The organism is Anoxybacillus sp. PDR2, from assembly GCF_009834045.1.
Classification (GTDB): Bacteria; Bacillota; Bacilli; order Bacillales; family Anoxybacillaceae; genus Anoxybacteroides; species Anoxybacteroides rupiense.
The window spans coordinates 3,077,087-3,103,245 of the sequence record NZ_CP047158.1 but is presented as its reverse complement, the minus strand read 5'-3'; the positions used below and the strand labels follow the sequence as shown (position 1 = coordinate 3,103,245).

Sequence of the window (26,159 nt, the reverse complement as noted above, 5' to 3'; positions counted from 1 at the left end):
TTCTATATTCATGATCTTTCATTCATGGTTACGGTATGTTGAGGCTAATGACCGTTTTGTTTTTTTATAACCTCTCACCTTTTTTCTAATGACCGACTTAAGAGGACATCCTCACCTTCTTATTGGTTGTCGTCCATTTGCCCTTGCTTGGGCTGCGAACTAGGTCATTATATGCTAACACGTTCAAATCACGCTGAATTGTCCTTGGAGTGATGCCGAATTCATCAACGAGCTCTTGCGTTGTTACAGTTCCTCTCTCGCTGATAAACATGTAAACAGACTTAATCCGCGTTAGCATCCGATGAGTAGAAGGTTTCAAAAGACCACTCCCTATCCTTACATAATTCGCATGGCACAACATCATCGCTGCTTCTAAGATGAGAGATTATATCTAGTTGTTTTTCTTTTACTACTATTTTACACGAAATAGACCAAAACATGCTACACATTTATTGCGATTTACAAAATATTTCAACATTTTTCATTTGTTTGTAACAAATATGTTTGTTTTTACTTGATTGTGTTATGATTGAAAAAAACATGGTTTTATGAACCAAAATAAGCTTTTTCTGCTACATACAATGAGGAAATAGAACTTAGAGCGCTGATGAAAAAGAAGTCGCTCCATTTTTTCTGCTGTCGGGGGCAAGCTACTATATACAAGATATAATGTGACACAAATATTTATTATTGTTTGTTTTTACCTCTTTTTACTTATTTTTATTTTTTATTAGCAAAAGAGACCATGAAATGAGGTGGCAGATATGCAAATCAATTGGCTGGAAGAAGTGCTTAAAAGAAAAGATGAACTGATTCGTGATACACAAGAATTTTTAAGAATACCGAGCGTGTTGGATGAAAAAAGCGCGACTGCCTCGCAACCTTTTGGAAAGGAGGTAGATGAAGCGCTGCAATTTTTGCTTAAAAAGGGACAAAAGGAAGGATTTCTTGTTAAGAATGTGAACGGATTTGCCGGTCATTTAGAAATGGGAGAGGGGGATGAATTAATCGGCATTTTATGCCATGTTGATGTAGTTCCGCCTGGCGACGGTTGGACAAGTGATCCGTTTGCTGCGGACATTCGCGACGGAAAAATATATGCGCGCGGGGCGATTGATGATAAAGGGCCGACGATGGCAGCGTTTTACGCGATGAAGATTGTGAAGGAGCTTGGCTTGCCGCTTCATAAGCGCGTGCGCATGATTATTGGGACAGATGAGGAAAGCGAATGGCGCTGCGTAGATCATTATTTTCAGCACGAAGAAATGCCGACAATGGGATTTGCGCCGGATGCAGACTTTCCGATTATTTACGCTGAAAAAGGAATTGTTGATTTGAATTTGGAGCAAATCACAGCGGCCGACAATGAGAATGGAAGCATTCGGCTTGAATCGTTAGAAGCAGGAAGACGTTATAATATGGTTCCTGATTTGGCTGTAGCGGAATTGCGCGCGGAAACAAAGCTGCTTCTTGAGATGGAACAGCGTTTTCAGCAATTTCTAACAGACTTTCATGTAAAGGGAAAAGCGATCAATCATGAGCACGGAATAACGTTGCAGGTGGAAGGAGTTTCAGCCCATGCGATGGAACCGGATCAAGGAAAGAATGCCGGAGTGTTGCTTGCTGCTTTTTTAGCGAATATGCCGCTTGATGCTCAAGCAAAAGCATTTGTCCAATTTCTTGATCGTTACTTTCGTGATGATTCTCGCGGGAAAAAGCTCGGGATTGCTTATTCTGACGATATGACCGGCGATCTTACGGTGAATGTCGGCATTCTTTCCTACCATGAGGGCAAGGGAGGTAGGATCGGAATCAATTTGCGCTATCCGGTAACGAACGATTTGGAACAAACAAAGCAAGTGATTGAGCAAACAGCAAAACCATACGGGTTTTCTCTTACCCATTTTAGCGACTCCAAACCGCATTATGTCGATCGCCGCCATATGCTTGTTCAAACGCTGCAGCGTGTATATGAAGAGCAAACTGGAGAACGTGCGGCGCTTCTTTCGATTGGCGGTGGAACGTATGCCCGTTCTCTAGAAGCGGGAGTAGCGTTTGGACCGCTTTTTCCGGGAAGACCGGATGTCGCTCATCAAAAGGATGAGTACATGATCATTGACGATTTGCTGAAGGCAACAGCGATTTATGCTCAGGCCATTTATGAACTTGCGAAATGAAAAGCTTTTCAAAACGCATTACAATAGAAAGAAACCATAACCGCTCCGTGCTGGGCGGTGTTTTTTCTGAATGAAAGGACGTGGGGAGTATGGAGGTCTCGGCAAGGCGCGAGATATTGCCATTGAAAATCGTATTTTTACTTGTTTATTTTTGTACATTTTTTGGTTTTGGGGCATTCTTTCCTTTGTTATCTGTTTATTTAAAAAATGAAATGAAGCTTTCAGGAACGGAAATTGGGATGATTATGTCGATAAGTCCGATTGTGACCATTTTTATTCAACCGCTTTGGGGAATGATTTGCGATTATACGAAAAAGCCAGTGACCGTGCTCACGACAGCGTTTGTGCTTACAGCTTTATTTAGCGTTATGTACTCTTCGGTGCATCAATATACGTGGATTGTGGTTATGGCTGTTCTGTTAGCTTTTACCCAAAGCGCGATTGTACCGATTTCTGATAGCATTACATTAAATTATGTGCAAAAAACATCAGGAAATTATGGATCGATACGTTTATGGGGATCCATCGGCTTTGCTTTTGCAGGGCTTGTCGGCGGCTGGCTTTCGGAAACGTTCTCCCTTGTTGCTATTTTTTATATACTCACTTTTATGTTGTTATTGTCAGCTGGTCTTGCTTGGAAGCTGCCGCGTGAAGGTCATTCCATGAATACAGCCGTTGTACGCGGAATGGCGCAATTGTTTAAAATTCCAAAGTTTGTTTTGTTTTTAGCGGCGGCCTTTCTCGTATTCGGTCCGATTTATGCAAACAACTTTTATTTCGGGGTGTTTGTGGAAGAAATGGGAGGGACGCTGACAGGAGTCGGTTTTGCCTTTTTATTGGCTGCTGGAAGTGAAGCCCCGTTTATGAAAATGACAGACAAACTGACCCGCCGGTATGGCATGATCACGATTTTAGCCTTTGCTGCGACTGTTTCAGCGTTGCGTTGGTTCTTTTATTTCTTTGAGCCGCCGCTTTGGCTCATTTATGTGACCACCGTTGCTCAAGGCTTTTCTGTCGGTTTGTTTATTCCAGTAGCTTTGCAATACGTACGGGAAACGGCACCGGAGAGCGTTCGAGTGACGGCTGTTTCGCTATATTCAGCAGTCAGCAATGGACTGGGCAGCTGGTTTTGTACAGTGATCGGCGGCTACATTTTAGACAAGAGCCATGCCAGTGATATTTATTGGTTTTTTAGCCTATTAACAGTGGCTGGTTTAGCCATTTTAGCCATCATCGCATTATGGGACAGAAAAAGGATGAAGGATATCTCTTAAGGGATGTCCTTTTTTTATCCAATAGAATTTGATAAAATCTAGAAAATCAAATGTTATTGTAGATGGGAGTAAAAGCTGATGATCAAGACGCATTATTTTATCGCCGTTACATTAGAAGAAAAGATAAAGGAGCAGCTGGCAAAATGGAGTGAAAGCGTGAAATCGCATTTCCCGTTTCGCACATGGGTGCATCAGCAGGATTACCATATAACTTTGGCATTTTTAGGAGAGACGCCCACGGAAAAGGGGGAAGCGGTCTGCGAAAAATTGCACGAAATCGGGCAACAGCATGAACGCTTTTCGTTAACGCTTGCGGAAATTGGAATTTTCGGTCAGCCTCGGGCACCGCGCATTCTGTGGCAGACGGTGGAACAAGAACAGGCTCTTATTGCTCTGCGAAATGATGTATATGGGGCATGTGAACATATTGGTTTTACGCTAGATGCACGCCCATTTGCTCCGCATATTACGATTGCCCGCAAATGGCAGGGGGAGGAAGAGTTTTCATTAGAGAAGTTAAAAAGCTTTGAGCGTGTTCAAGGCTGTTTTACTGTGAAAGAAGTGATTTTGTATCGAACGCATCTTGACCGAGTGCCCAAATATGAAGCCATTGCTTTATTTCCGCTCAGCCATTAGAAAGGGAGGAACAGCATGAAACGAGCCTTGATTATAGCAGTACAAGTGGCTGGTTTATATGGGCTGTATGGGATCGGCGTGTGGCTGCAGCATTGGTTTCATTTGCCGATTCCGGGCAGCATCATCGGGATGCTGTTGTTGTTTTTCCTGTTGATGTCAGGCGTCGTCAAAGAGCGTTGGCTTGGTGACGGAGCCCAGTTTCTGTTGTCGTATTTACCGCTTTTATTTGTTCCGTCCACCGTTGGAATTGCGGATTACCTCTCCCTTTTTCAGGGAAGAGGCTTGCTGTCGATCGCGGTTGTGATGATAAGCACGGTAATGGTCATGACAGCAAGCGGTGCGATCGGGCAATGGCGAGCGAAAAAAGCCGAAAAAGAAACAGAAATTCATCAGGAGACAAAGGGGATGAATGGATAATGGAAAGAGCTGTCGGCTTTATTTTATTAACCCTTGTTGTTTATGAAGTCATGAAAAAATTATATGTTCGCTTTTATACACCGCTTCTTTTGCCGATTGTTACGACTACAGGGACCCTCGTTGCGGTTTTGTTGTGGTTTCAGCTTCCATATCAAACCTATATGGAAGGAGGAAAATGGATTGGGCGATTGCTTGGTCCTGCTGTAGTCGCTCTTGCCTTTCCCCTTTACCATCATCGTCAGACGCTGAAGCGTCAATTTTGGCCTATTTTTCAGGCGGTTTGTGCAGGCGCCATGATCGCGATTGTAAGCGGAGCTTGTTTTTCGGTTTTGTTTCATCTGAATAAAAAGGTGTTGTTCTCTTTGCTTCCCAAATCCGTCACTTCGCCAATCGCCATGGATATTGCAAAGGAAATTGGCGGCATTCCGGCTTTAGCCGCTGTTTATGTGATGATTGCCGGGATTTTCGGAGCGGTATTTGGACCGCCTCTATTGCGGGCTTTGCAAATTACGCATCCGCTTGGTGTTGGAATTGCGCTTGGCTCCGCTTCTCATGGTGTTGGAACGGCTAAAGCGTTGGAAATCGGAAAGGAAGCAGCCGCGATAAGCTCGATTGCGATGACATTAAGTGCTATTTTAGCTGCTTTCCTTTGTCCATTATTTGTTTCTGTTTTATTATAGAAAGATAGAAAAAGAAACTGATGAGTTCGGGGGTTGCTTGTGTGGGACAATTAATCAAGCTTCAAGATTATATTTCAAGATATGAAAACGATGTATACCGCTATGCGAGTGAATTCATCCGTCTCAAGAAAAAGCAATGGGAGAATGTGAAGGAACAATGGGAAAGTGGAGAAGCAAGCCAAAATGTCTCAGACAATGATTCGTGGGAATGGCTCGAGGAGAAGCGCTCTATTTTCCAAACAGTCAAAGGATGGTTCCAAAGTTCGGAATGGAAACAGGAAGAGGAAGTAAAAACAACCCCTTCCCCTGAGGATGATTTTATTTCCTCAGTCTTTATCACAGAGCCTAAAACCATTGATGATCTAAAACTGCTATTTCTCGATACATTATTCCAATTGCAAATGAAATGGGCAAGCTCAACTTTGAAATACGAATCAGTGATTGAGAAAAAATTTTATTATGAAGAGCCGCTTAAATATTTTCTACAACGCTTTCCTGATACGTATTTATGTTTATATAAGCCCGTAGTTTTAGTGAAAAACGCTCCTGTCGAATTAGATGTGATTTTATTGAGCCCGACTGCCACATGGTGTATTACGTTGGCGGAAGGAGAAATCATGGTTGGCTCGGCGGAACGATTTTGGAAAGAAATTGCCGGAGAAAATGAAAAAAAGCTGTTGAATCCGCTTCTTTCTCTGCGGAGAATGGAAAAAATTATTTCGGATTTATATAAGCGTTATCAAATCGAATTGCCCATTAAAAAGGTGGTTTTAAACCGCTCCGGTTATATTGACTACCGTTACGCACCGAGCGATGTGCAGTTCATTGATAAACGAAGCTATGAACAGTGGTTTGCTTCATTGCGAGGATTGACCGCTCCTCTTAAGCACGTTCAGTTGAAAGCGGCCGCTCATTTATTGCAGCACTGCTATAGCCATTATTACGAGCGGGAGTGGGAAAAAGAAGACGAGCAGCTTTAAGGGGATGTTGGAGTTTTCAGCAGCGAAAGGAAAAAATAGAGCGTGTACGAGGTCTTTTCCTCCTTGATCCTCAAAACAAATGAAAAAATGGGTTTATTCATATTGGGAGGTGCCAATTTGTTAACTGTTCATCGAACGTTTGAAGCGTATTTAGATGCGATGACGGTGATTACGATTTTAGTCCCGAAGTCGTATCATTCTGGAATGGTCGGAAATTTTATTATCGAAAAGCCAAATGGGGAACGATGTCAGCTTCAAGTGGCAAAGCGAGAAGATTTATGGACGAGTATTAAGTATGAATGTATGATCGATTTTGCTGTCGAGATCGGGCAGAGATATCTTATTTATGATGATCACGGTGCTTTTACCGATTTGCAAATCGGGGCAGTCATTCGCACCGCGGAATTTGATGAACAGTTTTATTACGAAGGGAATGACCTTGGTATCACCTATACTCCAGAAGCAACCACTTTTAAGCTTTGGGCTCCCACGGCGACGGAGGTGAAGGTGAAATTGCTCGATGAGGCGGAAGGAAAGCAGGAGCAAATTCCGCTGCAGCGCATGGAAAAGGGAGTATGGATGACTACAGTTTCCGGAGACCTTGAAGGAAGATGTTATACGTTTTTAGTATGTGTGAACCTTGTTTGGCGCGAGGCTGTTGATCCATACGCAATGGCTGTTTCAGTCAATGGAGAGTACGGGGTTGTCGTCGATTTGACGAAAACAAATGTGCCGAAGTCAACGCTGCCGCCGCTATCGTCCCCGACGGATGCGATTATTTATGAAGTGCATATTCGCGATTTTACCATTCACGGAGATAGCGGGGTGGCTCACAAAGGGTTATATTTAGGCCTTGCTGAGCTCGGAACAAGCGGGCCAAATAATACAACTACAGGCCTTTCCTATTTAGCGAAGCTAGGAGTAACGCATGTAGAGCTGCTTCCATTTAACGATTTTGCTGGAGTAGATGAAAAAGACCCGCTGAAGGAATACAACTGGGGCTATAACCCGCTGCATTATAACGCTCCTGAAGGGAGCTATGCCACTAATCCGTTTGATCCATATGCGCGGATTCAGGAGCTGAAACAAGCGATCCGTGCTTTGCAGGCACAGGGAATTCGCGTGATTATGGATGCTGTTTATAATCATGTCTATATTCGCGAGCAGTCATCATTTGAAAAAATTGTCCCTGGTTATTATTTTCGACATGATCTATATGGAATGCCATCCAATGGAACAGGAGTGGGGAATGACATAGCATCGGAACGACGGATGGTGCGAAAATTTATTGTTGACTCTGTGCGTTTTTGGCTGACTGAGTATGGGGTAGACGGATTTCGTTTTGACTTAATGGGAGTTTTAGATATAGAGACGATGAGAGAAGTAGAGGCCGTCGTCCATGCGCTCGATCCGTCCGCACTTTTGCTTGGCGAGGGATGGGATTTGCCGACCCCTCTTCCTGCCGAGCAAAAAGCTACGATGAACAACGCTGACAAGCTGCCTTGTATTGCGTATTTTAATGACAGATTTCGCGATCATGTCAAAGGAAGTACCTTTGCTATTCATGAAAAGGGGTTTGCATTAGGAAATATGGCTTTCCGTGAGCAAGCGATGCGAGCGATCCAAGGCAATGTGCGAATTAAAAAAGAAGCAGGGATGTTTCTGAACCCAACGCAAGCGGTCAATTATGTTGAATCACATGATAATCACACGTTCTGGGATAAAATGAGCGTGTCCAATGCGGATGAAAGTGAAGAGATTCGTCAGAAACGGCAAAAGCTGGCCACCGCTTTTGTTATTCTCTCGCAAGGCATTCCGTTTTTGCATAGCGGCCAAGAATTTTATCGGACGAAGCAAGGGATAGAAAACAGCTATAATGCTCCGGATGCCATTAACCAGCTTGATTGGAGGCAAAAAAGCCTGTATGAGAAGGATGTGCGGTATGTTGCAGGATTGATTCAACTGCGCAAGCTTCATCGGGCTTTCCGCTTTTCAACGTCTGCCGAAATCGAAAAACATCTTCGATTGGTTGAAGCGACTCCGCCATCTGTCATTGCTTATCATCTCCAATCCGTGCAAGAATATGGGCCATGGAGCGATATTTTGGTCATTCATCATAATCAAGAAGCAACAGAGCGCTTACCCCTTCCGGATGAGGAGGAATGGCATGTCGTGTGCGATCACACAGCGAGCGGAACGACTCCTTTATACACCGTGAAACAAGAGATTGAAGTCCAGGGAATCAGTACGTTTGTTCTTACGAAAATGACTGACTTGACGAAAAAAGCAAATCACATATAAAATCTAGTAAGACAGCTATTGTCTGAAAATAAAACATCAGGTGATTGCTGTCTCTTATTTTTTATGAGTTGAAGGTGAACTTCGTTGGAACAGTTACTGGGAAAGGAGTGGGATATCACTCCGGCTGGTGGGGCTACTGGAGATGCATATGTTGCTGAACATAATGGAAAAAAATTATTTTTGAAGCGTAATTCTTCTCCCTTTCTTGCTGTTTTGTCCGCAGAAGGAATCGTTCCGAAGCTTGTCTGGACAAAGCGAATGGAAAACGGAGATGTAATTACAGCCCAGCAATGGCTAGACGGGAGAGAGCTTAAACCGCATGATATGGGAAGCGAGCAAGTAGCGAATTTATTGCGGAAAATTCATCGCTCTCAAGATTTGCTGGAAATGTTAAAACGATTAGGAAAAAAACCGCTGTCGCCGCAAATGATGATGGAACAGCTGCGATCCATGTTAACCGGATGGAGCGACGAGCCTCTTGTCAAGCAAGCGTTTGCGTGGCTCGAGGAGAAGCTTCCTTCGATTCGATGTAATGAATGGGCAGTTTGCCATTGCGATATGAACCATAATAATTGGCTGCTTGCTGATGATGGCCAGCTTTATTTAATCGATTGGGACGAGGCGATGATCGCCGATCCAGCCATCGATATCGGAATGCTTTTATATTGGTATATTCCGGAGGAAAAATGGGAAGAATGGCTTCACTTTTATGGAGTGGAGCTGACCGATGATTTAGGTGTGCGCATGAAATGGTATGCAGTTGTACAGACGTTGCAGACGCTTAGTTGGCAAAAAGAAAAATGCGCAGAAAAAGAAATGCAGCAATCCCTGCATTTCCTTCAAACGATATTAATTTCTAAGTAAGCTGGTCCACCCATTCCGATAACTGCTGTTGATACGAGGAAATGTGAGAATCAAGATTGGGGCTGTTCTTTCCTGCTTGTCCATAATGGTAAATGGAAGGCAAAACATTTTTTACATGTGACCCGACTTGTTCATTTCCCATTAAAGATTTGACAAGCCTTTCAATTTGTTCGCATTCTGCTATCGTACCGCAGCAATCGGTTTGGTGATTGGATAAAATATCTTTTAATACGGTCATTTGATCGTTATGGTTTAAAGGCATACGCACTCATCCTTTTTTTCTTACTATGTGCGGACCATTTCGGTTTTATACAATTCTCAAGCAGTCGTTGCCGCGACTGTTTTTCTTTATGATCTCAGAATTTAGAAAAAGCAAGGCGCCATCTAGCTTCAAGCGCCATCGGCGGACTCTTTCTTTTTGATCTTGCACACTGGTCGGTATTCATGATATTGTTGACAACGATGATAAAAAAACAGAGGTGTTGGCATGCGTTTACGTAACAAACCTTGGGCGAAGGAGAAAATTTCTGCTTATCCGCAATATGTGGTTCCAAACCCAGAGCAATACAAAGGAAAATGGCATGAATTATTTGGAAATCATCATCCCATCCATATTGAAATTGGAACGGGAAAAGGTCAGTTTATTACAGGAATGGCTAAGGAGAACCCAGAGATTAATTACATTGGGATTGAGCTATATGAAAGTGTGATTGTATCTGCTCTCGATAAATTAATCGAAAACGATCTGCCAAATTTGCGTCTGTTGAATGTCAACGCCAAAGATTTGGCTAGTTTTTTTGAAAATGGCGAGGTAGAACGAATTTATTTAAACTTTTCTGATCCTTGGCCGAAAAAACGCCATGAAAAAAGAAGGTTAACTCATCATTCCTTTCTTGAATTATATGAACAAATCTTAATATCTGAAGGGGAAATCCATTTCAAGACAGACAACCAAGGGTTGTTCGAGTATTCCCTTATGAGCTTCTCACAATATGGCTTGCTCCTGACATATGTCAGTTTGGACCTTCATCATAGCGATTTTTCCGGAAATATGATGACAGAATACGAAGAAAAGTTTGCGGCCAAGGGCAATCGAATTTATCGCTGTGAAGTAAAGTATCGGGCAAAATAATGATAAGGCTGTCTTTCGAAAGATCGAGGCAGCCTTATTTTTTATTTTCGAAAAATTCACCGAAATGTTACACTATAAATGGAGGTGATGGGAAATGGAAAGATTAAAGGTGGGAAATGTGCAAATTACATGGTTAAACGGAGGGGTGACTCATTTAGATGGAGGAGCGATGTTTGGGGTTGTTCCGAAGCCGCTCTGGTCAAAAAAGTATCCATGCAATGACAACAATCAAATTGAATTGCGGACCGATCCGCTTCTTTTGCAAGTGGCTAACAAAAATATTTTAATCGACTCTGGCGTCGGCAATGGAAAGCTTACGGATAAGCAGAAGCGCAACTTTGGCGTGACGGAAGAGTCAAGCATTGAGAAGTCGCTTCATGAATTGGGATTGACCCCAAATGATGTCGATTTTGTTTTGATGACACATATGCATTTTGATCATGCTTGCGGGCTAACGAAACGGCAAGGAAATCAGTTTGCTTCCGTTTTTCCAAACGCTCAAATTGTGACATCACAAGTGGAATGGAACGAAATGAGGGAGCCTAATATTCGTTCACGCAATACATATTGGAAAGAAAATTGGGAAGCGATCGCTGAACAAGTGGTCACGTTTGCCGAGGAAATAGAAATTGTTTCAGAAATTAAAATGATCCATACAGGAGGCCATAGCGACGGCCATTCGATCATTCACATCGAATCTGAAGGAGAACGGCTCGTTCACTTAGCGGATTTAATGCCGACACATGCTCATCAAAACGTACTATGGGTGTTAGCGTACGATGACTATCCGATGACATCCATTGCTCAAAAGCAAAAATGGATTCCATATGCGGTGGATCAACAAGCGTGGCTGAGTTTTTATCATGACGCTTACTATCGAGCCATCAAATGGAATGAAGCAGGTGAAATGATCGCGAGCGTTGCGCGAGAACGTGAAAAAGAGAAGGCATCTCGATAGGAGAGATTCGCTGTGGTAGACAAAGTTCATGTTTACTTTGTCTACCACTATTTTAACTGTCATCAATGGATGGCCACTTTTTCGTATCAGAATGGCTTGAAGATGCTTGACAGACAAGGAACGAAGCCGAGCGAGGCCGGCGGCATAGCATAAAAGCATTTGTTAACAGTCTGAGACATCTCGAAAGGAGATGTCCTTCATTTCTTTTCATGAAAGTCTGTATGTGTCAATAATGGTTCCCGTGTAGGCGTCGATGAAAACTTCATACTGTTCATTCTCACGGCAAATGCCGCCTTTATATACTTTATAAACAAGCCCGTTTTTTTCGTATGTCTCTGGTTCGCTCTGAATCCACGAACCACTAATGGGAGCAGAGCGTTGAAAAGCGGCTTTCGCCAACGAGAGAGCCTTCTCTGAGGAAATGAATGTGCGTGCGCGCATGGCTTGGACAGCATAAGCAGCTGCGAATCCGGCAGCGGCGCCTGCGAAAAATGTTTTCCATCTCATTTTTTCCCCTCCTCAATCATGGTCTTTTATTTAGTATACCTGATTTTTCAAAAAAATGTGGGAAAAGTGGAAAGTATATGAGTTGTTCGCTAAAATAAAAAGGACATAAGAAAAAGGGGTTAGGAACATATGAATGTAGAAACGCTTCAGCTGTTCAAAACATTAACAGAACTGCCGGGAGCACCGGGTAATGAGCGTTTTGTTCGGCAATTTATGAAAAAGGAACTACAGAAATATGCAGATGAAGTCGTACAAGATCGGCTTGGCGGTATTTTTGGTGTCAAACGCGGCGATGTAAACGGGCCTATTGTCATGGTTGCTGGTCATATGGACGAAGTGGGATTTATGGTAACGGCTATTACTGCTAATGGAATGATCCGTTTTCAGCCGTTGGGCGGATGGTGGAACCAAGTACTGCTGGCACAACGGGTACAAATTATCACAGAGCATGGGCCAGTAATTGGTGTTATTGGATCTGTTCCGCCGCATTTGCTTGGAGAGGAACAGCGAAATAAACCAATGGATATCAAAAATATGCTTATTGATATCGGGGCGGATGATCGGAAGGATGCGGAACGCATGGGGATACGGCCGGGCCAGCAAATTGTGCCGATTTGTCCATTTACCCCAATGGAAAATCCGAAGAAAATTTTGGCGAAGGCTTGGGATAATCGATATGGCTGCGGGCTGGCCATTGAGCTGTTAAAAGAATTAAACAATGAGGAATTGCCTAACGTTTTGTACTCTGGGGCAACCGTGCAAGAAGAGGTAGGAATGCGCGGTGCACAAACAGCAGCCCAAATGATTCAGCCGCATATCTTTTTCGCATTGGATGCCAGCCCGGCCAATGACATGACAGGAGATCGAAAGGAATTTGGGCATCTCGGAAAAGGGGCGCTTGTCCGCATCTATGATCGTTCGATGATTATGAGTCCGAGAATGCGCGAATTTGTTCTCGATACAGCTGAAACGCATCGCATTCCGTATCAGTTTTTTATTTCTCCGGGAGCTACAGATGCTGGGAGAGTACATATTGCCAACAGCGGCATTCCTTCAGCTGTTATTGGCATTTGTTCTCGTTATATTCATTCCCATGCTTCCATTATTCATGTCGATGATTATGCCGCAGCTAAACAGCTATTAATAGAGTTAGTGAAACAATGTGATCAGTCGACAGTGGAGTCCATTCGTCAAGCAAACTGAGGGGGAGTCTTCATGAGGCTTCTCTTTTTCCGTGAAAGGGGGATGACATGATGAGAATTGCCGTCGGTACAACGAATCAAGCAAAGGTAGCCGCTGTCGAAGCTATTTTTTTCAATGAGCGCCATGTAATTGTACCAACAAAGGTTGATTCTGCTGTAGCTGCCCAACCTTTTTCTGATGAAGAAACAAGAGCAGGGGCGATCAATCGGGCGAAGCATGCACTTGAGAAAGAGAAGGCAGATATCGCCATTGGTCTTGAAGGAGGAGTTGTTGAGGCGGATAGCCAATTGTGGGTGTGCAATTGGGGGGCTTTAGTTGATCGGAATGGCATGGTTGTTTCCGCTGGGGGAGCACGCATTCCTTTGCCGCTGGAGGTGGCAGAAGGAGTATGGAGCGGCCGTGAGCTTGGCGAGGTGATGGAAGCCTATACTGGTCAGCAAAATATCCGCCAAAAAGAAGGGGCCATCGGTATTTTTACACATGGCTACGTGAATCGGACCGAAATGTTTAGCCATATTGTTAAATTGTTGAGAGGACAGTATGAGTTTTGGACGAAAAATGGAGTAATAAAGGAGGAGAAATCATGAATACGGTTAAAACAGCTAAAGAATACCAAGCAATCAAACAGGAAAAGAAGGCTATTTTCGTTTTTTCAGCAGAATGGTGCCCTGATTGCCGATTTATCGAACCGTTTTTGCCGGAAATTGAACAACAGTTTTCTGACTACGAATTTTATTATATTGATCGTGACCAGCTTTTAGATGTGTGTACCGATGAAAATATTTTTGGCATTCCAAGCTTTGTCGCTTACGATCGTGGAAAGGAACTTGGACGGTTTGTCAGCAAGGATAGAAAGACAAAAGAGGAAATTGAGCAATTCATTCAAGGATTGCAGTGAAGGAGCCCTAAATGCAAATGGATAGTAAAAAAATGGCGAAAGAAATTGAAAAACGGCTAGCGCGTGAAGATTGGACATTTCAGTTTGACAGCAAAAAGGATACGCTTCGCATTGAAGACTCGCAAACCAAGAAAGGTGTCACCGTTTCGTTGCCAGGCATTATTGCGAAATGGCAGGAAAAGCAGGAGGAAGCGCTTCAGGAGGTTGTCTATTATATTGAACAAGCGCTCCATACAATGCATGAAGCCCATACGCTGTCGGGGAAAGAAAAGGACATTTATCCGGTAATCCGTTCTACCTCGTTTCCTACAGAAACAAAAGACGGGATTCCGCTGATTTACGAGGAGCATACAGCTGAAACACGGATCTACTACGCGCTCGATTTAGGAAACACGTATCGTCTGATTGACAAAACGCTGATTGAGCAGGAAAATTGGGATGTCCATCAAATCAAGGAGATTGCCCGCTTTAACATCCGGTCTTTAGAGACTCCTGTCAAAGAAGATGAAGTGGCAGGAAATCGTTTTTATTTTGTGAACACAAACGATGGCTATGATGCGAGCCGAATTTTAAACGATCGTTTTTTAGAAGAAATGGCCCAAAAAATCACCGGAACGATGGTGCTGGCTGTGCCTCATCAAGACGTTTTGGTGGTTGCCGACATCCAAAACGAAACAGGATATGATGTGCTTGCCCAGCTGACAATGAGCTTTTTTGCAAGCGGCCATGTGCCGGTAACCGCTCTATCATTTTTATATGAAAATGGCGAATTGGAACCAGTTTTTATATTAGGAAAAAATAAGGGAAAACAGTAGTCGGAAAGAAAGGAAGAGGTGCAATGAACGTATTTTATAATCGAGAAGGCATTGGCGATGTGTTGCTTATTTCTTTAAGGACGATGAACCCAGAAAGCCGCGCATTTGAAAAAAAGGGCGATATTGTTCGCATTTTTGACGAAACGACGAACGAAACAGTAGGATACAATATTTTTAACGTTTCTCACCATTACTCTTTTGAAGAAAATGCAGCGGTGGAGGTAGACGAGCAGTTAATTGAGGCCATCAATGAGCTTTTAGAGAAAAATGGCTTTACGGAATTCATTGAAGCTGATTTTTCACCCAAATTTGTTGTCGGATATGTGAAAGAAAAACAAAAACATCCTAATGCGGATAAATTAAGCGTATGCCAAGTGGATGTTGGCTCAGAAGTGCTACAAATTGTTTGCGGAGCACCGAATGTGGATGCTGGGCAAAAGGTGGTAGTAGCTAAAATTGGCGCGATTATGCCGAGCGGCCTTGTCATTAAAGAAGCTGAATTGCGCGGTGTCCCTTCTTACGGAATGATTTGTTCCGCCCGCGAGCTTGAATTGCCAAACGCTCCGCAAGAAAAAGGGATTTTAGTTTTGTCTGATGATTATCAAGTTGGACAAGCTTTTACAAAATAATGTTATTTAACATTTATCTGAAAGAAGTTTTCCACTTCTAAGTTTTGCGAAGCTGAACGACAATGGGAGATGAATTTCGGTTGGCGATCGCCAACGGATAGGATCCTCTATCGTTCAAACGGACCCCCTTCGGAACGAAGGAAAGCGAACACGCACAAGTCGCTTGAAGTTCCCACCTTTAAGCGAAGCATCGGTGGAGGGCAGTTTATTTCAGTCACTAGGCATCCTTCTAGTGACTTTTTTTTTATAATTGGTAAAATAGAGAGTTGAAAAGAGAATAGAAAGAGTGAATTCTAGATGAAATGGTTAAAACGGCTTGTTCGTTATTTGTTTCAGGAAGAGGATAGGGAGCCGCCGATTGAGCGGAAAGAACAGCCCATCGAGAAAACAGCTGCTGAACTCGATGTGAAAGTGACTTATCAGTATCCAACTGGAAAGTTTCGGTTTCCGTTGATTCCTGATGAAGCGTCAACGCGTCGTAAAAGAAGCAGCAAAACGTATGATGAAGCAGAAGAAAGACAAGAAAGAAGGGAAAAGCCGAGAAGGGAACCTGAAAGTCCTGCGATGGAAAAGCGTCCTTTCCGACCTTCAGAAGTACCTTCGCCGATTTACGGTTATAAAGGACGGCCGCAGCCAATGCAGCCGGAAAAGCGGGATAGTGAGACGGAACTCCCTGAGGAGAAGCAGGATTCGCTTTTGAGCCATCATCTGGACCTCCCTATTACATACATCATGGATCTGCCTGATGAAAAAGAGCATGGAAGCGAGAAAGAAGAGGAGCTGATCGGACATCAGCCGTCGCTTGGGGAATCATTAGCTTTAAGCGATGAAGAGGAGGCGCAGCCCTCTGCTATTGAAGAAGTGGCGGATAGTGAGGAGGAACAGCTTCTTGATGTTCGCCCATCAGAGGAGCAAGACGGAAGACCGTCAGAAGAGGAGAAGGAAGCGAAGACAGAGGAGCAAAATGCGGAAGCGTCTTTATCGAACGAACCACAAGAAAAACAAGCGCCGACACAGCGCCCGTCTTCTCGCATTCCGTATAATGTCATGATGCTCAAGCAGGATCGGGAAAAATGGGAGGCGCGAAAAAAAGAGAAAAAACAAGGGGAACCCGCTTACCGTTTTCCACAGCTTGAATTGCTGCAGCCCCCGTTGGAGCAAAAAGAGAATGATAAAGAATGGATGGATCATCAATGTACTCAGCTTAATGAGACGTTTGCCAATTTCAATGTGGGAGCCAAAGTGGTTCATGTAGCTCAAGGGCCGACCGTAACAAGATTTGAAGTGCAGCCGGCACCGGGGGTGAAGGTGAACAAAATTACAAGCTTATCCGATGATATTAAACTAAGTCTAGCAGCAAAAGATATTCGCATCGAAGCGCCGATTCCTGGAAAAAGCACGATTGGGATTGAAGTGCCGAACGCTCAAAGCCGTCCAGTATTGATCCGTGAAATTTTGCAAAGTGAAGCTTTTAGAGCAAGTTCTTCGCCACTGACGGTTGCGCTCGGCCTGGATTTATCGGGGATGCCAATGGTGACAGACTTAAAGAAAATGCCGCATGGGTTAATTGCCGGGGCAACGGGTTCAGGAAAAAGCGTCTGCATCAATGCCATGCTTGTCAGTTTGCTTTATAAAGCGGCGCCTTATGAAGTAAAATTATTATTAATTGATCCAAAAATGGTGGAGCTGGCTCCATATAATGACATCCCGCATCTTGTCAGTCCGGTGGTGACCGATGTCAAAGCTGCGACAGGGGCATTAAAGTGGGCAGTTGAAGAAATGGAGCGGCGGTACAGCTTGTTTGCTCACACTGGAGTAAGGGATATTCAAAAATATAACGAGCTGGTGAGAAGAGAGCAGACACCAGAGCACCATCTTCCGTATATCGTCATTATCATTGATGAGCTAGCAGATTTAATGATGGTTGCCCCAACAGATGTCGAGGAAGCCATTTGCCGGATTGCCCAAAAAGCGAGAGCATGCGGAATCCATTTAATCGTGGCGACACAGCGCCCATCTGTTGATGTCATTACAGGCTTAATTAAAGCAAACATTCCGACAAGAATCGCCTTTTCTGTTTCTTCTCAAGTCGATTCCCGGACCATCATTGATACAAACGGGGCCGAAAAGTTGCTTGGACGTGGCGATATGCTGTTTTTAGAGAATGGAACATCGAAAACGGTGCGCATACAAGGAAATTTTGTGTCCGATGAGGAGATCGAGCGAGTGGTGTCCCATGTGAAGCAGCAAATGTCCCCAGCTTATTTATTCGAACAGGATGACTTTTTAAAACAGGCGCCTTTATCAAACGAAGAGGATGAACTGTTTTATGAAGCATGCGAATTTGTTGTACAGCAAGGAGGAGCGTCTACCTCAAGCTTGCAGCGCCGTTTCCGCATCGGTTATAACCGCGCGGCGCGACTGATGGAGATGATGGAGGAGCAGGGAATCATTTCGGAGGCGCGAGGCAGTAAGCCGCGTGATGTATTGATTACGGAAGAAGAGTTGGCTCATTTGCAAGAAGGTCATATGATATGATTGACTATATAGCAGATGGATTTTCTGACAGCGCTCATGCGAAGCAGTAAGGAAAGGGGGATTTTCCCTTTTCCTTACGGGGTGTCAGTTTTTCTATTGGTGTTCGTATCATGGTGTGACATAATTCATATCGGCTATATAAATTAGAGCAGGCGAGGGAGCAGAATATGAAGGAAATTGAATTGAAATTACAGGGAAAAATTAAAAGATTAACCAACCAGACATTCAAGTTTGATGAGCGTATTCGCGATGGCTGGTTTTCCGCTGTCTATTTTTTGAAAACGAGGGAAATCGTGCGCGAATTTTGCCCAGATAACATCGTCACCATGCAATTTTTCCAAAAAGAGCATGCGGTGCTGTGCGGCACGGATGAAGTGATTGCACTCGTTAAAACTTTTGCCGATGAGCCGGAAAAATTAGAAATTTACTCGCTAAAAGACGGAGACAAAATAAGTCCGTTTGAAACGGTGCTTACCATTACGGGGCCTTATCAAAATTTTGGCTATCTGGAAGGGATTATTGACGGTATTTTGGCGCGCCGCACATCGGTAGCGACAAACGTATATAACGTTGTAAAAGCGGCTGCGCTTTCTGGAGTGCAAAAACCGATTATTTTTATGGGGGATCGTGATGACCATTATACGCAACAAGCTGGCGATGGTTATGCCGCTTTTATCGGCGGTTCTACGGCCCAAGCGACTCATGCGATGAATGAATGGTGGGGCAAGCAAGGGATGGGAACGATGCCTCATGCGCTGATTCAATTGTTTGATGGGGATGTCGTAGCGGCCGCGAAGGCGTATTATGCGAAGTATCCAGAGGACGATTTAGTTGTTCTTGTCGATTATAATAATGACTGTATTACAGATGCGCTTCGTGTAGCTAGGGAATTTGGCGATAAATTAAAAGGAGTGCGTGTCGATACATCACGTACGATGATCGATCAATATTTTATCCGTCATCCGGAAGTGCTGGGGACGTTCGATCCGCGCGGGGTGAATCCTCCGCTTATTTTTGCGCTGCGGGAAGCATTGGACCGCGAAGGATTTGAACATGTTAAAATTGTGGTAAGCGGTGGATTTAATGAACAGCGCATTATCGAATTTGAACAACAGGGGGTTCCTGTTGATATGTATGGAGTAGGGAGCAGCCTGTTAAAAATTCATATTGGCTTTACAGGAGATAACGTACTGTTAAACGGCAAGCATCAAGCTAAGGCAGGGCGGCGATATCGCCCCAATCCTCGTTTAGAAAAAGTAGAGTAAAGGCAATACAATATAGGAAAGCGGGGAAAACTGATAGAGAGGGGACTACTATCAGTTTTCCTTTTTCATCATAGTCTTTGACGAAAAACAGTGATATAATGATGAAATGTGAGAATACATATAGCAGGCAAATGACAAATCTATAGGAGCATCATATACTGTGTTACAGAGGAAAGTGTCGCTTGATTCTGCAAAGGAGATGAGCAGAATCAAACAGCGATCATGCTCGAACCAGACCAATCGGTTCCGTATTGAGCCGATTTTTATGGCGTAAAGGTTCAGACAGACGATTGTTGGAGGTCTTCGATATGACTGTTTACCATTTCGTGGGCATTAAAGGAACAGGAATGAGCGCGTTAGCACAAATTCTTCATGATATGAAGTATATTGTTCAAGGATCAGATGTTGAAAAGCGTTTTTTTACACAAAGAGCGCTAGAAGAGCGGGGAATTCCCATTTTTCCGTTTAGCAGGGAGAACATTCGCCCTGGCTGTACAGTGATTGCTGGAAATGCATTTGCGGATACGCATGAAGAAATTCAAGCGGCACATGAATTAGGGGTTCCTGTTATTCGTTATCATCGATTTTTGGGCGATTTTTTGCAAAAATTCACAAGTGTTGCCGTGACAGGAGCACATGGGAAAACATCGACGACAGGGCTGTTGGCTCATGTGATGCAAGGAGCGAAACCGACCTCGTATTTAATTGGGGATGGAACTGGAAAAGGAGTAGAAGGAAGCCAATATTTTGTGTTTGAAGCTTGCGAATATCGGCGTCACTTTTTATCGTATTTCCCTGATTATGCGATTATGACGAACATTGACTTTGATCATCCAGATTATTTTGCGAATATTGATGATGTATTTGCCGCTTTTCAGGAGATGGCGATGCAGGTGAAAAAGGGGATTATTGCATGCGGGGATGACGAGTATTTGCAAAAAATTCAAGCGAAGGTCCCGGTTTTGTTTTATGGCTTTGGCGATGACAACGATTTTCAGGCGCGCAATATCGTGAAAACGACAGAAGGAACTTCGTTTGATGTATTTGTTCGCAATACGTTTTTTGCTTCATTTGAAATCCCGCGTTTTGGCGATCATAATGTGCTCAATGCGTTGGCGGTCATTGCCCTTTGCCATTATGAAGAAATTGATGTGCGCGTTATTCAAGAACGTTTAAAAACGTTCCAAGGAGTGAAGCGGCGGTTTAGTGAAAAAGAGATCGGCGATCAAATTTTGATTGACGACTATGCTCATCATCCGCGAGAAATTGTGGCAACGCTTGATGCGGCAAGACAAAAATATCCGAATCGCGAAATTGTTGCGATCTTTCAGCCACACACCTATACAAGAACGCAAACCTTTTTGCAAGAGTTTGCTGAGAGCCTTCAGCAAGCGGATCAGGTGTATTTGTGCGATATTTTTGGCTCTGCCCGTGAGCATCAGGGACAGCTGTCGATTTATGATTTGCAAGCGAAAATTCCACATGCTCGCCTGATTACAGAAGACGATACATCGGTATTAAAGCAGCATGCGCATGCGGTGCTGGTATTTATGGGAGCCGGAGATATTCAAAAGTTTCAAGAGGCATATGAGCAAACCGTTCATTCATAGCACCGAGAGCTCATTCTTGGTGCCTTTCTTCTGCTTGAAGAAGAGGGGAGCCGATTCATTCAATGAATCGGCTCTTTGTATTACACCTTATTTGAGATTTTCCGGATTTAGCGCTTCAAGCTCCGGTATGACGAAGCGCCCGTCTTTGCGGATTAACACTCCATCAAAATAAATTTCACCGCCGCCGTATTCTGGACGTTGAATCATCACCATGTCCCAGTGAATGGTGGAATGATTGCCATTGTATGCATCATCATAGCACTGTCCCGGAGTGAAATGAAAGCTTCCGTCAATTTTTTCGTCAAATAAAATATCCTGCATCGGGTGCTGGATGTATGGATTGACGCCGATGGCAAACTCACCGATATAGCGTGCGCCTTCATCTGTATCAAAAATTTGATTAATTCGTTCTGTATCGTTAGCCGTTGCTTCCGTGATTTGGCCATCTTTAAACGTTAGCTTGACGTTTTCAAATGTAAAGCCATGGTAAGGAGACGGCGTATTGAACGAAATAGTGCCATTGACAGAATCACGAACAGGAGCCGTGTATACTTCGCCATCTGGAATGTTCATCTGTCCAGAGCATTTAATGGCTGGAATGTCCTTAATAGAGAAGGACAAGTCAGTTCCTGGTCCTGTAATGCGCACTTGATCGGTTTTGTTCATTAAATCGACGAGCGCATCCATTGCTCGATCCATTTTGCTATAGTCAAGATTGCACACATTAAAATAAAAATCTTCAAATGCTTCGGTGCTCATTTTTGCCAACTGAGCCATCGATGGGCTTGGATAACGGAGCACCACCCATTTTGTTTTGGGAACACGAATATCGCGATGCACTTTTTGCATGACGGTTTTGCCGTGAAGCCGCATTTTATCATCAGGAATATCAGCAAATTCGTTAATATTGTCACCGGCCCGAAGCCCGATATAAGCGTCCATTTGCGCCATGATGCTTGCTTCAAAGTCGGCCATCATTTGAAATTGCTCCTCTTGTGCACCGAGTAAAAGAGCTCGATCAATTTGATGATCCTTTAACAATACAAACGGATATCCTCCAGCAGCATAGGCTTCCCGGACGAGAGCGATGACAAATTCGCGCTGAAGCCCGAAGTTTTCAATTAATACTTTTTCTCCCTTTTGCAGGCGAACCGAGTATTGAATTAGAGTTTTGGCTAATTGCTCAATGCGTGGATCTTTCATTTATGCTTCCTCCCATTCGAATCGATTGATTTTGGCATTGGTGATCATGACGTTGCTTGAGAAATGCAGAATTGCCAAGGATAAACCTGAGCGTCTTCTATCTCATGGTCAGCATAGCACGGAACCTGCTGTTTGTCGCAACCAGACAAACATAGGGGAACATGGGCGTCCCGTTTGTCTTCTTTGATTCATCAACAAGCTTTACCTACTATGTATACAAAATTATTGTATCCTATTTTGCCCAATTTGTTGAATAGAATAGCTGTCACTTGATATGTTTACCTGCTGTATGATAGAGTGAGGGCTGTTTTAGGTGGGCGAAACAAGCTGCTGTAGAACCATAAATGGATCAAACGTCTTGACTCCAACCTTCGTCACGCGAATGCGTGTGGGAAGGCAAGTCACAAAACTTTTTCGATCGTGGATGTTTACTGATTCTGTTTGTTTCATCTTTAATGGAGCAGTCTAGGGATGTGTGCCATTTTTCGACAGTTGTTTGTTCGAACGCAAAGACGCGTTACCAATGTGGCGAGAAATGTTCATTCATTGATTTGGTGTGTATGCTTGCGCCATGTTCCTGTCTGTTAAAATTTCAAATTATATAGAATGTTAGAGGAGGAATTTGTCGATAAGAAGTCGAATAGTCTCTTTAAAGAAAGGTTGCATTGAGGAGGAAAAAATGTGGAAATCATTTTATATTTAAGCGTAGCATTGGTTGCGATTGCCTTTTTCATTTTAGTTGTGTATTTAGTTAAAACATTGAAAAGAGTGCAGGAGACATTGCAAAGCTTGACGAAAACAATCGAAGGAATGGAAAAGCAAGTGAATGAAATCGGGACGGAAACCTCTCAACTATTGCATAAAACGAATGCGGCAGCTGATGATGTACAGAAAAAAATGGAGAGTTTAAACAGGCTATTTGACACCGTCAAACAGGTAGGAGCGACGATCCAAACGTTTAACGATTCTTTAGCTAAACAGTTGTCGAGCAATGAGCAAAAAGTCATTCAAGCGGTGCAATGGGGAAATGCTTTTTTAGAAATATGGGGAAAATGGAAAAGAAGAAAAAAAACAAACTAAAAAGGAGGATGCAAGATGGGAAAAAATAACGGGAGTTTTTTGCTAGGAGCGATTGTTGGCGGGGTGGTTGGAGCTGCGACGGCCCTACTTTTCACAAGCGATAAGGGGAAAAAGTGGGTAGCAGAAATAAATGTGACAGGGAATTTGGAGCCAATTAAAACAAAGGCTACAGAATGGCTGGAAATTGCGAAAGAGAAAACAAAAGAGGTAGCTAAGAGAGTACCGGCAGCCAAAGACACGGAAAGCGACATGAATGAGCAGGAACATGAAGGAATTGAACTGGAGACAGAAGCGATCCGGATTCCAGTGGACAACAATAAAGAAGCAATTGACAGATTGTTGAAAGAAACAGAACAGGCATTGAGTGATGCGGAACAGAAAAAACAGCATCCAAATGAAGCGGAGTGAAATAATGTGGAAAAAAAAAAAGCTTGAAACAGTAGAACAATTTGAACCAATCGTTCAAGAAGTCAAACATTTTTTGTTATTGAAACATAGCCTAACGTGTCCGATAAGCCGAGCGGCTTTCGCGGAGTACGAGAAGTTTGTAGAGGATCATCCGGAAGTGGCCACGTATTATCTATATGTGCAAGAAGCACGGCCACTTTCCAATTACATTGCTGAGACATTCAGCATAAAGCATGAATCGCCTCAAGCGTTGCTGTTTGCAAACGGCTCTGTTAAATGGCACACCTCGCATTGGAGCATTACGTACGATGAACTGAAGCGGCAAATTATAGGCTGATCCCCTATCACTTGGGATCAGCCTATGATTTTTTGTTTATATGGATGGGCTCCCAAGTCATTTCTAATTCATCCCCCGGAGCCAAAGGTTCATAAAATGTCACTCGCTCCCCGTTTTTTAGCAACGTGAAAGTCGCTGAAGCAGACGAAGGGATATCAATTTGAACATAGTTAAAAATATCTTGAAAAATAAATGACTCCATTTTCCTTTCGACCAGTTCCAGAGTCGATCCGTTTTCAACTTGATCCTCTTCATGAAGCAGCTGTCCGTTACGATAAATTTGCACCAAAGGTTTGGAAAGAGTAATCCACTCTCCATTAAAACGGACAGGGACGGAGTAGGTCAAACGGATTTGCTGAGCGTCAGCCAGCTCGCGAAGCGTTGGTGCCGCTTGGTCTGTAAGTTCAATGATGTCGCCATCCTCAAAGCTTGATGATAACCGCGCTTCCAGCTGATTTTTATAAATAGTCCCAGCCCATGCTTTGATTTCAATAGGAGAATGATTGAGATAGACGATAAATGGTTTGAGCTTTGTCAGCCATTGAGAGAGGTTGAGACTATGCAGCAATTCCTCGATGGTTTCTGGCATTTTCAGGGTAATGATGTCGCGATCATGGACATATGTATCTAAAGAAACAGCCTGTCCGTTTTGATAGACCGCTGCTTTGATTTCATACGTGTCTCCATTTATGGTGACGGTTTTGCGCGGCAGCTCATCGATTAAATCTCTTAATGAAATGGACACAGCTTCCCCGTCTTTCCCTTTTTCAACGAAAATATCGTCTCCATCATGAATGGAGGTGTCTAAAGCAGCTGGAATGCCGTTTTTCGTAATGAGCGGAGGTTGCCCATGTGTGCCTGGAATGGTGATCATTTGTCCATTGACAGTGACAACAAGAGCCATTCCTGGTTTCCCGTATAGCTTATGAATGGAAATGCCGCTGGCCAGCAAACAGTCGCCAATGGTTAGCTGCTTCATATCAAATAAGCGAACAAGCTGTCCGTTGACAGAGACGCTAACATACTTCACCGGATTTTGCTGGGATGCAATGGCAATGCCGATGGGGGTGACAAGCTCTGGCCCATGCAGATGGATGTCTGGACTGATTGTTAATTTTTGAATGGCTTCTACTCCTCGGATCGCCACGCGATGATCCGGCAATTCAAGCATTTTAGCCAGTCGTTTTGGCAACTGAGGAGTCAAGCTGCCGCCGCCAACCAACATAACGGCTTTTGGAGGCTTTCCGTTATTCAAAAGCAAGATTTCATCACGGATAGCTTGAGCAAGCCGATCAATCGCCTTGGAAATGGAAGCAACGATTTCTTCACTGCTCACTTCTGTTTCAAAGCCTAAAATATCTGTGATGGTGACGGTCGTGTTTTTGGAAAGCTCGCGTTTTGTTTGTTCAGCCAATGGAAAGTCTAATAAATATTGGTCTGAAATCGCTTCCGTAATCTCATCTCCGGCAACCGGAACCATTCCATAAGCCACTACGGTGCCGAGATCAGTGATAGCGATATCTGAAGTTCCGGCGCCAATATCGACGAGCGCAATGTTTAAACGGCGCATCGTAGGCGGTATCAGCACATTAATAGCTGCGATTGGCTCAAGGGTCAGCGCCTCCATTTCAAGGTTGGCGCGTTGTAAAGCCGCTAGAAGAGAATCGACCACAATTTTGGGCAAAAATGTGGCGATCACTTCAACGGCTGCTTCTGTCCCTTGCTGGTCAATTAAACTGCCGATTTCTTGTCCGTCAATTTTGTAGTTCACTACAGAATAGCCTACGCAATAGTAATGATGGCTTTGTTCTTGCTGCTGTGCCGCCAATTTTGCTTGTGCTTGCTGCACAGCGCTTAATTCTAAATGCGTCACATCTTCTTTTGTGATCATCGTCTTTCCGGATACCCACAATGTCGCTTCAGCCCGTTCGGTTTTTAAGGCTCTTCCAGCAGCAGCAACAGAAACGCGTCGCAACGGTCCATATTTTTTTTCCAATGCTTCTTTAATTTCTATAATGGTTTTCGAGACTGCCGGGATATCATGAATTTGTCCGTCAAGCATGGCTCGTTCATCATGTTCTTTTGCTATCACATCAAATACTTGATAAGCACCGTTCATTTCTTGTAAAATAACCCCAATAACAGAGCGCGTTCCGATATCTAATGCAAAAATGGCTGTCTCATTGTTCACGGACAATTCACCTTCTTTTAAAATTTGTCATATGCTGCTTTATTACTTAAATGCGT

Annotated in this window: 27 protein-coding genes; 22 read left to right on the top strand and 5 right to left on the bottom strand. The window is 43.6% G+C overall.

All coding sequences use genetic code 11. The features are described 5' to 3' along the window. Positions 1-97: 97 nt before the first annotated feature. Positions 98-319, bottom strand: a complete 222-nt coding sequence (locus GRQ40_RS14905) for a DeoR family transcriptional regulator (protein WP_080862041.1) — start codon at positions 317-319, stop codon at positions 98-100. Between the two features lie 445 nt (positions 320-764). Here GRQ40_RS14905 and pepV point away from each other — a divergent pair, with 445 nt between their 5' ends. The 8 genes from pepV (at position 765) to GRQ40_RS14865 (ending at position 9,329) form a co-directional block, all read left to right on the top strand. Then, positions 765-2,177, top strand: a complete 1,413-nt coding sequence (gene pepV, locus GRQ40_RS14900) for a dipeptidase PepV (RefSeq protein WP_044745881.1) — start codon at positions 765-767, stop codon at positions 2,175-2,177. An 89-nt stretch (positions 2,178-2,266) separates the two neighbouring features. Further along, complete coding sequence (locus GRQ40_RS14895) at positions 2,267-3,451, top strand: MFS transporter (RefSeq protein ID WP_066150101.1); 1,185 nt, start codon at positions 2,267-2,269, stop codon at positions 3,449-3,451. Between the two features lie 78 nt (positions 3,452-3,529). Further along, the gene (gene thpR, locus GRQ40_RS14890) at positions 3,530-4,087 is read left to right on the top strand and encodes an RNA 2',3'-cyclic phosphodiesterase (protein ID WP_044745883.1); all 558 of its coding nucleotides are present in this window, start codon (positions 3,530-3,532) and stop codon (positions 4,085-4,087) included. Between the two features lie 15 nt (positions 4,088-4,102). Further along, the gene (locus tag GRQ40_RS14885) at positions 4,103-4,504 is read left to right on the top strand and encodes a CidA/LrgA family protein (protein WP_066150107.1); all 402 of its coding nucleotides are present in this window, start codon (positions 4,103-4,105) and stop codon (positions 4,502-4,504) included. After that, positions 4,504-5,184, top strand: coding sequence for an LrgB family protein (locus GRQ40_RS14880; protein WP_159720279.1), 681 nt, complete (start codon positions 4,504-4,506; stop codon positions 5,182-5,184). Before GRQ40_RS14885 ends, GRQ40_RS14880 begins: the two co-directional genes overlap by 1 nt. Before the next feature lie 41 nt (positions 5,185-5,225). After that, positions 5,226-6,164, top strand: a complete 939-nt coding sequence (locus GRQ40_RS14875) for a nuclease-related domain-containing protein (RefSeq protein WP_159720278.1) — start codon at positions 5,226-5,228, stop codon at positions 6,162-6,164. A 117-nt stretch (positions 6,165-6,281) separates the two neighbouring features. After that, positions 6,282-8,465 (top strand): type I pullulanase, encoded by a 2,184-nt coding sequence (gene pulA / locus GRQ40_RS14870; protein ID WP_159720277.1) that lies wholly within the window; start codon positions 6,282-6,284, stop codon positions 8,463-8,465. 84 nt (positions 8,466-8,549) lie between these two features. Then, positions 8,550-9,329: a phosphotransferase family protein gene (locus GRQ40_RS14865; protein ID WP_066150118.1), complete on the top strand. Its 780-nt coding sequence runs from the start codon at positions 8,550-8,552 to the stop codon at positions 9,327-9,329. Here the strand turns inward: GRQ40_RS14865 and GRQ40_RS14860 are convergent. Continuing rightward, a complete protein-coding gene (locus GRQ40_RS14860) occupies positions 9,322-9,591 on the bottom strand; it encodes a YtzH-like family protein (RefSeq protein ID WP_066150122.1) in 270 nt (89 codons plus the stop codon). The genes GRQ40_RS14865 and GRQ40_RS14860 overlap by 8 nt on opposite strands. A gap of 225 nt (positions 9,592-9,816) precedes the next feature. Here GRQ40_RS14860 and trmB point away from each other — a divergent pair, with 225 nt between their 5' ends. The 3 genes from trmB to GRQ40_RS14845 all read left to right on the top strand — a co-directional run bounded on the left by trmB (position 9,817) and on the right by GRQ40_RS14845 (position 11,572). Then, on the top strand, positions 9,817-10,461 hold the full coding sequence (trmB, locus tag GRQ40_RS14855; RefSeq protein WP_159720276.1) for a tRNA (guanosine(46)-N7)-methyltransferase TrmB: 645 nt from the start codon (positions 9,817-9,819) through the stop codon (positions 10,459-10,461). Positions 10,462-10,555: 94 nt separating this feature from the next. Continuing rightward, on the top strand, positions 10,556-11,419 hold the full coding sequence (locus GRQ40_RS14850) for a YtnP family quorum-quenching lactonase (protein ID WP_066150128.1): 864 nt from the start codon (positions 10,556-10,558) through the stop codon (positions 11,417-11,419). Positions 11,420-11,431: 12 nt separating this feature from the next. Then, positions 11,432-11,572 carry a hypothetical protein gene (locus GRQ40_RS14845; RefSeq protein WP_159720275.1) on the top strand — a complete coding sequence of 47 codons (141 nt, stop codon included), beginning with the start codon at positions 11,432-11,434 and terminating at the stop codon, positions 11,570-11,572. Positions 11,573-11,626: 54 nt separating this feature from the next. Here GRQ40_RS14845 and GRQ40_RS14840 read toward each other — a convergent pair whose 3' ends face one another. Further along, entirely contained in the window at positions 11,627-11,926 is a 300-nt protein-coding gene (locus GRQ40_RS14840; protein WP_066150131.1) for a PepSY domain-containing protein, read from the bottom strand. Positions 11,927-12,055: 129 nt separating this feature from the next. On the opposite strand from GRQ40_RS14840, the gene GRQ40_RS14835 reads away from it, so the two are divergent. The 8 genes from GRQ40_RS14835 (at position 12,056) to murC (ending at position 20,884) form a co-directional block, all read left to right on the top strand. Beyond that, complete coding sequence (locus tag GRQ40_RS14835) at positions 12,056-13,129, top strand: M42 family metallopeptidase (protein WP_044745893.1); 1,074 nt, start codon at positions 12,056-12,058, stop codon at positions 13,127-13,129. 47 nt (positions 13,130-13,176) lie between these two features. Next, entirely contained in the window at positions 13,177-13,716 is a 540-nt protein-coding gene (locus GRQ40_RS14830; protein WP_044745894.1) for a DUF84 family protein, read from the top strand. Next, positions 13,713-14,027, top strand: coding sequence for a thioredoxin family protein (locus tag GRQ40_RS14825; RefSeq protein ID WP_044745895.1), 315 nt, complete (start codon positions 13,713-13,715; stop codon positions 14,025-14,027). Before GRQ40_RS14830 ends, GRQ40_RS14825 begins: the two co-directional genes overlap by 4 nt. Before the next feature lie 17 nt (positions 14,028-14,044). Further along, the gene (locus tag GRQ40_RS14820; protein WP_044745978.1) at positions 14,045-14,842 is read left to right on the top strand and encodes a DUF1444 domain-containing protein; all 798 of its coding nucleotides are present in this window, start codon (positions 14,045-14,047) and stop codon (positions 14,840-14,842) included. Positions 14,843-14,865: 23 nt separating this feature from the next. Then, the gene (gene ytpR, locus GRQ40_RS14815) at positions 14,866-15,471 is read left to right on the top strand and encodes a YtpR family tRNA-binding protein (protein WP_159720274.1); all 606 of its coding nucleotides are present in this window, start codon (positions 14,866-14,868) and stop codon (positions 15,469-15,471) included. A 297-nt stretch (positions 15,472-15,768) separates the two neighbouring features. Next, entirely contained in the window at positions 15,769-18,009 is a 2,241-nt protein-coding gene (locus GRQ40_RS14810) for a DNA translocase FtsK (protein WP_159720273.1), read from the top strand. Positions 18,010-18,176: 167 nt separating this feature from the next. Further along, the gene (locus tag GRQ40_RS14805; protein WP_066150138.1) at positions 18,177-19,274 is read left to right on the top strand and encodes a nicotinate phosphoribosyltransferase; all 1,098 of its coding nucleotides are present in this window, start codon (positions 18,177-18,179) and stop codon (positions 19,272-19,274) included. 308 nt (positions 19,275-19,582) lie between these two features. Beyond that, positions 19,583-20,884: a UDP-N-acetylmuramate--L-alanine ligase gene (gene murC / locus GRQ40_RS14800; protein WP_159720272.1), complete on the top strand. Its 1,302-nt coding sequence runs from the start codon at positions 19,583-19,585 to the stop codon at positions 20,882-20,884. An 87-nt stretch (positions 20,885-20,971) separates the two neighbouring features. Here the strand turns inward: murC and GRQ40_RS14795 are convergent, their stop codons facing one another. After that, a complete protein-coding gene (locus GRQ40_RS14795; RefSeq protein WP_066150141.1) occupies positions 20,972-22,087 on the bottom strand; it encodes an aminopeptidase in 1,116 nt (371 codons plus the stop codon). 681 nt (positions 22,088-22,768) lie between these two features. On the opposite strand from GRQ40_RS14795, the gene GRQ40_RS14790 reads away from it, so the two are divergent. From GRQ40_RS14790 to ytxJ, 3 genes are read left to right on the top strand one after another with little or no spacing between them, the layout of a single operon-like run. Then, positions 22,769-23,167, top strand: coding sequence for a DUF948 domain-containing protein (locus tag GRQ40_RS14790; protein WP_159720271.1), 399 nt, complete (start codon positions 22,769-22,771; stop codon positions 23,165-23,167). Between the two features lie 15 nt (positions 23,168-23,182). Next, positions 23,183-23,575, top strand: a complete 393-nt coding sequence (locus GRQ40_RS14785; protein WP_066150148.1) for a YtxH domain-containing protein — start codon at positions 23,183-23,185, stop codon at positions 23,573-23,575. A 4-nt stretch (positions 23,576-23,579) separates the two neighbouring features. Beyond that, positions 23,580-23,912, top strand: coding sequence for a bacillithiol system redox-active protein YtxJ (gene ytxJ, locus GRQ40_RS14780; RefSeq protein ID WP_159720270.1), 333 nt, complete (start codon positions 23,580-23,582; stop codon positions 23,910-23,912). Between the two features lie 22 nt (positions 23,913-23,934). On the opposite strand, the gene GRQ40_RS14775 is transcribed toward ytxJ, so the two are convergent. Continuing rightward, positions 23,935-26,103: a cell division protein FtsA gene (locus GRQ40_RS14775; RefSeq protein ID WP_159720269.1), complete on the bottom strand. Its 2,169-nt coding sequence runs from the start codon at positions 26,101-26,103 to the stop codon at positions 23,935-23,937. Between the last annotated feature and the right edge of the window lie 56 nt (positions 26,104-26,159).

Excerpts from the sequence above, each read along its gene's own strand:
- pepV (WP_044745881.1), top strand. The coding sequence starts at position 765 with ATGCAAATCAATTGGCTGGAAGAAGTGCTTAAAAGAAAAGATGAACTG.
- GRQ40_RS14895 (WP_066150101.1), top strand. The coding sequence starts at position 2,267 with ATGGAGGTCTCGGCAAGGCGCGAGATATTGCCATTGAAAATCGTATTT.
- thpR (WP_044745883.1), top strand. The coding sequence starts at position 3,530 with ATGATCAAGACGCATTATTTTATCGCCGTTACATTAGAAGAAAAGATA.
- GRQ40_RS14885 (WP_066150107.1), top strand. The coding sequence starts at position 4,103 with ATGAAACGAGCCTTGATTATAGCAGTACAAGTGGCTGGTTTATATGGG.
- GRQ40_RS14880 (WP_159720279.1), top strand. The coding sequence starts at position 4,504 with ATGGAAAGAGCTGTCGGCTTTATTTTATTAACCCTTGTTGTTTATGAA.
- GRQ40_RS14860 (WP_066150122.1), bottom strand. The coding sequence starts at position 9,591 with ATGCCTTTAAACCATAACGATCAAATGACCGTATTAAAAGATATTTTA.
- trmB (WP_159720276.1), top strand. The coding sequence starts at position 9,817 with ATGCGTTTACGTAACAAACCTTGGGCGAAGGAGAAAATTTCTGCTTAT.
- GRQ40_RS14850 (WP_066150128.1), top strand. The coding sequence starts at position 10,556 with ATGGAAAGATTAAAGGTGGGAAATGTGCAAATTACATGGTTAAACGGA.
- GRQ40_RS14840 (WP_066150131.1), bottom strand. The coding sequence starts at position 11,926 with ATGAGATGGAAAACATTTTTCGCAGGCGCCGCTGCCGGATTCGCAGCT.
- GRQ40_RS14835 (WP_044745893.1), top strand. The coding sequence starts at position 12,056 with ATGAATGTAGAAACGCTTCAGCTGTTCAAAACATTAACAGAACTGCCG.
- GRQ40_RS14830 (WP_044745894.1), top strand. The coding sequence starts at position 13,177 with ATGATGAGAATTGCCGTCGGTACAACGAATCAAGCAAAGGTAGCCGCT.
- GRQ40_RS14825 (WP_044745895.1), top strand. The coding sequence starts at position 13,713 with ATGAATACGGTTAAAACAGCTAAAGAATACCAAGCAATCAAACAGGAA.
- GRQ40_RS14820 (WP_044745978.1), top strand. The coding sequence starts at position 14,045 with ATGGATAGTAAAAAAATGGCGAAAGAAATTGAAAAACGGCTAGCGCGT.
- ytpR (WP_159720274.1), top strand. The coding sequence starts at position 14,866 with ATGAACGTATTTTATAATCGAGAAGGCATTGGCGATGTGTTGCTTATT.
- GRQ40_RS14810 (WP_159720273.1), top strand. The coding sequence starts at position 15,769 with ATGAAATGGTTAAAACGGCTTGTTCGTTATTTGTTTCAGGAAGAGGAT.
- GRQ40_RS14805 (WP_066150138.1), top strand. The coding sequence starts at position 18,177 with ATGAAGGAAATTGAATTGAAATTACAGGGAAAAATTAAAAGATTAACC.
- murC (WP_159720272.1), top strand. The coding sequence starts at position 19,583 with ATGACTGTTTACCATTTCGTGGGCATTAAAGGAACAGGAATGAGCGCG.
- GRQ40_RS14795 (WP_066150141.1), bottom strand. The coding sequence starts at position 22,087 with ATGAAAGATCCACGCATTGAGCAATTAGCCAAAACTCTAATTCAATAC.
- GRQ40_RS14785 (WP_066150148.1), top strand. The coding sequence starts at position 23,183 with ATGGGAAAAAATAACGGGAGTTTTTTGCTAGGAGCGATTGTTGGCGGG.
- ytxJ (WP_159720270.1), top strand. The coding sequence starts at position 23,580 with ATGTGGAAAAAAAAAAAGCTTGAAACAGTAGAACAATTTGAACCAATC.